Source organism: Kitasatospora sp. NPDC093558 (assembly GCF_040683475.1).
Lineage (GTDB): Bacteria > Actinomycetota > Actinomycetes > Streptomycetales > Streptomycetaceae > Kitasatospora.
The window spans coordinates 1-5,641 of record NZ_JBFBDY010000416.1; the positions used below are offsets into that span (position 1 = coordinate 1).

Here is a 5,641-nt window from a genome sequence, read left to right on the forward strand (position 1 = left end):
GTGATCGCGGTGGTCGAGGGCGGGCGGATCAGCGAGTACGGCAGCCACCCGGAGCTGGTCGCGGCCGGCGGCCCGTACGCGGCGCTGTGGCGCTCCTGGCGGGACGAACGGTAGCGCCGTCCGGTCCGGGCCCCGCGGTGCGCGCAGGGCCCGGGCCGGTCCAAACCCGCGCGGGGCCGGATTGCCCCGTGCGGGTTACTCCGCCCGCACGGAAGGGCGCGTAGCCGGGCAAACCGGGGCCCGGGCCCGCAGACTGCGACGGTGACCAAAGTTTCAGGCGGCTCGTCCAGCCCCCAGCGCAGCGAGATCGGCGGGATCCCCACCCGGTACATCGGGATCGGCGTCATCGTCATCCTCGCGGTGTGGTTCCTGTTCGCCAACCTCGACAAGGTGAAGATCCAGTTCTGGGTGTTCACCGTGACTGCGCCGCTGTGGATCGCCCTGCTGGCCACCCTGCTCGCGGGCGGCACGCTGGGCTGGCTGCTCAAGGGACGGCGCGCCCGGTGACCGCCGACCCCGGGTCCGCGCAGGGCGGCACGCCCGGCTTCGCCCCGCTGATCGAGATGCGCGGCGTCAACAAGCACTTCGGCGACCTGCACGTCCTGCAGGACATCGAACTGACGGTCGGCCGCGGCGAGGTCGTCGTGGTGATCGGGCCGTCCGGCTCCGGCAAGTCCACGCTCTGCCGGGCCATCAACCGGCTGGAGCCGATCGAGGCCGGCACCATCCTGATCGACGGCGAGCCGCTGCCCGCGGAGGGCAAGGGCCTGGCCCGGCTGCGCGCCGAGGTCGGGATGGTGTTCCAGTCCTTCAACCTGTTCGCGCACAAGACCGTGCTGCAGAACGTCTCGCTCGCCCAGATCAAGGTGCGCGGGCGGCCCAAGGCCGAGGCGGACGCCAAGTCCCGGACGCTGCTGGAGCGGGTCGGGCTCGAGACGCAGGCGGACAAGTACCCGGCGCAGCTCTCCGGCGGCCAGCAGCAGCGCGTGGCGATCGCCCGCGCGCTGGCGATGGACCCGAAGGCGCTGCTGTTCGACGAGCCCACCTCGGCCCTCGACCCCGAGATGATCAACGAGGTGCTGGACGTCATGCGCCAGCTCGCGCACGAGGGGATGACGATGGTCGTCGTCACGCACGAGATGGGTTTCGCCCGGGCCTCGGCGAACCGGGTGGTCTTCATGGCGGACGGCCGGATCGTCGAGGACCGCGCTCCGGAGGCGTTCTTCAGCGCTCCCGAGAGCGAGCGCGCCCGGGACTTCCTCTCCAAGATCCTGAAGCACTGAGGCGGCGCCGTGACGAGGAAGGCCGTGTCCAGGAAGAACAGGTTCCTCGCCGTGCTGGCGCTCGCCGTGCTGGCGGCGGGCTGCGGCAAGGCCGGCACCCCGCCGCCCAAGGGCCCGCAGCCCAGCTCCCTGCCCACCTACCAGGTACAGGACGCCTCCGCGATCACCGGCTCGTCCACCCTGAACGCGGCCCGCGGCCGCGGCCACCTGGTGGTCGGCGCCAAGGAGGACCAGCCGTACCTGGGCCAGAAGAACCCGGCCACCGGCGTGTACTCGGGCTTCGACATCGAGATCGCCAAGATGGTCGCCGCCTCGCTCGGGTTCACGCCGGACAAGATCCAGTTCAAGACCATCGCCTCGGCCAACCGCGAGACCGCGCTGCAGAACGGCCAGGTGGACTACTACGTCGGCACCTACACGATCAACGACAACCGGAAGAAGCTGGTCGGCTTCGCCGGGCCGTACTTCGTCGCCGGGCAGTCGCTGCTGGTGCGCAAGAACGACAACAGCATCCACGGCCCTCAGGACCTGAACGGCAAGAAGGTGTGCTCGGCGGCGGGCTCGACCCCGTACCAGCGGATCCAGTCGCAGTACCCGAAGGCGAAGCTGATCGGCTACGACACCTACTCGGCCTGCGTGGACAACCTGATCACCGGCCAGGTCGACACCGTCACCACGGACAACGCGATCCTGCTGGGTTACGCGGCGAAGGTGCCGGACGAGCTGAAGGTCGTCGGCCCGCTGTTCTCGACGGAGCCGTACGGGATCGGGACGCCGAAGAACGACACCGTGCTGCGGTACGCGCTGGACGACGCCCTGGCCCAGCACGAGCAGAACGGCGACTGGAAGAAGGCCTTCGACGCGACCCTCGGCCTGTCGGGTGAGGCCGCACCGACCCCGCCGCAGATCAACCGGTACTGAGAGGGGCCGCGCCGTGAAAACGCTGACCGACAACTGGTCGACCTACTGGGACGGGTTCCTCGGCACGCTCTCGCTGTTCGCGGTGAGCGCCGTGCTGTCGCTGGTGCTGGGCGTGCTGATCGCGAGCTTCCGGGTCTCCCCGGTGAAGCCGCTGCGGATCTTCGGCACGGCGTGGGTGACGATCCTGCGCAACACGCCGCTGACGCTGCTGTTCTTCATCGTGGTGCTGGGCCTGCCCCGGTTCGACATCACGCTGCCCTTCTACACCTTCGCGGTGCTCGCCCTCGGCTGTTACACCTCGGCGTTCGTCTGCGAGGCGATGCGCTCGGGCGTCAACACCGTGCCGCTCGGGCAGGGGGAGGCGGCGCGCAGTCTGGGCATGACCTTCGGGCAGACGATGGGCCTCGTGGTGCTGCCGCAGGCGTACCGGTCGGTGGTCGCGCCGATCGGCAGCGTGCTGATCGCGCTCGCGAAGAACACGGCGATCGCCGGCTCGTTCAGCGTCACCGAGCTGCTGGGCACCTACCGGACCATCAACGAGCTGGGCTACAGCATCATCTGGACGTTCGTCTGGATCGCCGTCGGCTACCTGATCATCACCCTGGCCATCAGTGCCGTCTTCAACCTGCTCGAACGACGACTGGCGGTGTCGCGATGACCGTTGAATCCTCGGCGCTGTACGACGTCCCCGGCCCGAAGGCGCTCGCCCGGCACCGGACGTACGGCCTGGTCGCGCTGGCGCTCATCGCGGCGCTGATCGCGTGGGTCGTCTACATGCTGTTCCACACCCACCAGTTCACGTACGCGAAGTGGGAGCCCTTCGAGTACCGCGGGGTCCAGGACCTGTTGCTGCGCGGGCTCGGCAACACGCTGAAGGCGTTCGGCTGGACGGTGCTGTTCGCGCTGCCGTTCGGGGCGCTGTTCGCCGCCGGGCGGCTGTCGGACCACCGGGTGGTGCGCTGGTTGTCCACGCTGGTGGTCGAGTTCTTCCGGGCCATGCCGCTGCTGGTGATGATCTTCTTCGTCTTCGTCGCGCTGAAGGTGCAGCCGCTCTGGGCGCTGGTGGCCGGGCTGGTGCTGTACAACGGCTCGGTGCTGGCCGAGGTGTTCCGCGCCGGGGTGCTCGCCGTGCCGACGGGGCAGCGGGAGGCGGCGTTCGCGCTCGGGATGCGCAAGACCCAGGTGATGGCGTACGTGCTGGTCCCGCAGGCGAACCGGGCGATGCTGCCGGCGATCATCAGCCAGCTGGTGGTCGCGCTCAAGGACACCTCGCTCGGCTTCCTCATCACCTACGAGGAGTTCCTGCACGCGGGCAAGCTGATCGCCACCAACCTCGACTACGACCTGCCGTTCATCCCTGTGGTGATCGTGATCGCGCCGATCTACATCGGGATGTGCCTCCTGCTCTCCTGGCTCGCCCGCTGGGTCGAGCGCCGCAGCCGGCGCAGCCCGAGCGTGCGGGGCGGCGCGCCGGTGGCGAAGGCGGGAGTGGCGCTGGGGCTGCCGCCGTCCGCGCAGCAGTGAGGCGGGAACGGCGGCGAGGGGGCGGTGGTCCGGCGGTGAAGCGGTCGTACCGGGGTGGGAGGACCGCGCTGGGGTGGGGGTTGGTTCGCAACTGAACCATAGGTGCGCTCGGGGTCAGGACCGGAACCTCCAATTTCCTCTTATGATTGCCCAGGCTGGAGGCAGACGACCGGGCGGAGGGGCCATGGAGCCGGTGTTCGACTCGCGGCACATCAGGACGTTCCACGAGGTGGTCAGAGCCGGTTCCTACTCGGCGGCGGCCCGGGAACTCGGCTACACGCAGCCCGCCATCACGCAGCAGATGAAGGCGCTCGAACGCACCGTCGGCGTCCCCCTGTTCACCCGCGCCGGGCGCGGACTGCGGCTCACCGAGGCCGGCGAAGCGCTCTCCCGGCACGCCGAGGTGATCCTCGGCAGTCTCTCCGCCGCCCAGCAGCAGCTCGCCGCGCTCGCCCGGCTGCGCACCGGGCGCGTGCGGGTCTGCGCGTTCCCGAGCGCCAACGCCACCCTGATACCCCAGGCGATGGCCCGGCTGCTCGACGAGCACCCGGGTGTGCGGGTCGAGCTGCTGGAGGCCGAGCCGCCGGACTCCGTCCAGCGGCTGCTGCGCGGGGAGTGCGACATCGCGCTGGCCTTCCGCTACCCCGGCGCCCCGGCCGACGTACCGGAGGGGCTGGACGAGATTCCGCTGATGGAGGACCTGCTCACGGTGCTCCTGCCGGTCGGGCACCCGCTCGGACGCCGGCACGCGGTGCGGCTCGCCGACCTCGACCGGGAGCGGTGGATCGCCGGGTGCCCGCGGTGCCGGGCCAACCTGCTGCACGTGTGCGCGGAGGAGGGCTTCGCGCCCGACATCGTCTTCTCGACGGACGACAACCTCGCGGTGCAGAGCCTCGTCGCGGCCGGGGTCGGGATCGCGCTGATGCCGGCGCTCGTGCTCTCCTTCATGTGCCACCGCAAGGTCACCGGGCGGGCCGTCGAACCGCACCTGCGGCGGCACGTGAGCGCGTACGTGCTGCGCGAGCACCGGCGGATACCGGCCACGGCGCTCGTGCTCGACCACCTGCGGCAGGCGGCGGCGAGCCGGGTGGGGTGCTGAGGGGGCGCCGCTTGGTGGTGGGCCCTTCGGCGGGCTGACACGTGGGCTGATCGTCTGCGGACTTATAAGTGGGTGTTGGAATACCGCTTAAGATCCGTCGTTGGACGTGATAGGTCCGCTTGGCCGAACCTGCTGCCATGACAGCCTCAGTCACGGTCGGCAGCGACCGTCTCACCGAGCGGATGAACGCCCTCATCGGCGAGATCCGCGCCGTCGTCGACCGCGGCCTGCCGCCGGAACTCACGGCGTACCTGGTCGGCGAGCGCCTCGCCCCCCACCTGTCGGCCGACCCCGACGGACCCGACGCCCTGCTCACCCCCGCCCAGTGCGAGGCGGACCCCACCCGCTACCGGCAGCACGTCGTCCACGCCGAGGAGGACGGCAGCTTCTCCGTCGTCGCACTCGTCTGGCTGCCCGGCCAGCAGACCCCGATCCACGACCACGTCTCCTGGTGCGTCGCCGGCGTCCACCGGGGCCAGGAGAGCGAGATCCGCTACCGGCTCATCTCCGACGGCCGCACCGCCCGGCTCGTCGAGACCGAGCACGTCGCGGGACCGGCCGGCACCGTCGCCGCGTTCGCCCCGCCCGGCGACATCCACCTCGTGCGCAACGCGTGCAGCACCACCGCCATCTCCATCCACGTGTACGGCGCCGACGTGTCGCGCCTCGGCACCAGCATCCGGCGCGTCTACCGGCTGCCCGCCGACGGGCAGCGGTGAGCGTCGCGTGGCGCTGACCCTCCGCGAGCGGACCACCCGCACCCGTACCCGCTCACTCCCACCGATCGGCGGCGACGCCCCCGGCCTGCTGCTCG

The 5,641-nt window shown here is 70.7% G+C and carries 7 protein-coding genes; all 7 read left to right on the forward strand.

What is annotated here, in order from left to right; all coding sequences use genetic code 11:
• The first annotated feature begins 261 nt into the window (after positions 1-261).
• Positions 262-507: a LapA family protein gene (locus AB0O00_RS27845; RefSeq protein ID WP_363656299.1), complete on the forward strand. Its 246-nt coding sequence runs from the start codon at positions 262-264 to the stop codon at positions 505-507.
• Positions 508-563: 56 nt separating this feature from the next.
• Positions 564-1,283 (forward strand): amino acid ABC transporter ATP-binding protein, encoded by a 720-nt coding sequence (locus AB0O00_RS27850; RefSeq protein WP_363656309.1) that lies wholly within the window; start codon positions 564-566, stop codon positions 1,281-1,283.
• A gap of 24 nt (positions 1,284-1,307) precedes the next feature.
• On the forward strand, positions 1,308-2,204 hold the full coding sequence (locus tag AB0O00_RS27855; RefSeq protein ID WP_363656301.1) for a glutamate ABC transporter substrate-binding protein: 897 nt from the start codon (positions 1,308-1,310) through the stop codon (positions 2,202-2,204).
• A gap of 13 nt (positions 2,205-2,217) precedes the next feature.
• The gene (locus AB0O00_RS27860; RefSeq protein ID WP_363656303.1) at positions 2,218-2,862 is read left to right on the forward strand and encodes an amino acid ABC transporter permease; all 645 of its coding nucleotides are present in this window, start codon (positions 2,218-2,220) and stop codon (positions 2,860-2,862) included.
• Complete coding sequence (locus AB0O00_RS27865; RefSeq protein ID WP_363656305.1) at positions 2,859-3,728, forward strand: amino acid ABC transporter permease; 870 nt, start codon at positions 2,859-2,861, stop codon at positions 3,726-3,728. The genes AB0O00_RS27860 and AB0O00_RS27865 overlap by 4 nt, the downstream gene beginning before the upstream one ends.
• A 193-nt stretch (positions 3,729-3,921) precedes the next feature.
• Positions 3,922-4,827: a LysR family transcriptional regulator gene (locus AB0O00_RS27870; protein ID WP_359972512.1), complete on the forward strand. Its 906-nt coding sequence runs from the start codon at positions 3,922-3,924 to the stop codon at positions 4,825-4,827.
• 137 nt (positions 4,828-4,964) lie between these two features.
• The gene (locus AB0O00_RS27875) at positions 4,965-5,546 is read left to right on the forward strand and encodes a cysteine dioxygenase family protein (protein ID WP_363656307.1); all 582 of its coding nucleotides are present in this window, start codon (positions 4,965-4,967) and stop codon (positions 5,544-5,546) included.
• The last annotated feature ends 95 nt before the right edge of the window (positions 5,547-5,641 follow it).

Bases quoted from the DNA above. Each gene is read 5' to 3' on its own strand.
- AB0O00_RS27850 (WP_363656309.1), top strand. From the start codon at position 564: ATGCGCGGCGTCAACAAGCACTTCGGCGACCTGCACGTCCTGCAGGAC.
- AB0O00_RS27865 (WP_363656305.1), top strand. From the start codon at position 2,859: ATGACCGTTGAATCCTCGGCGCTGTACGACGTCCCCGGCCCGAAGGCG.
- AB0O00_RS27875 (WP_363656307.1), top strand. From the start codon at position 4,965: ATGACAGCCTCAGTCACGGTCGGCAGCGACCGTCTCACCGAGCGGATG.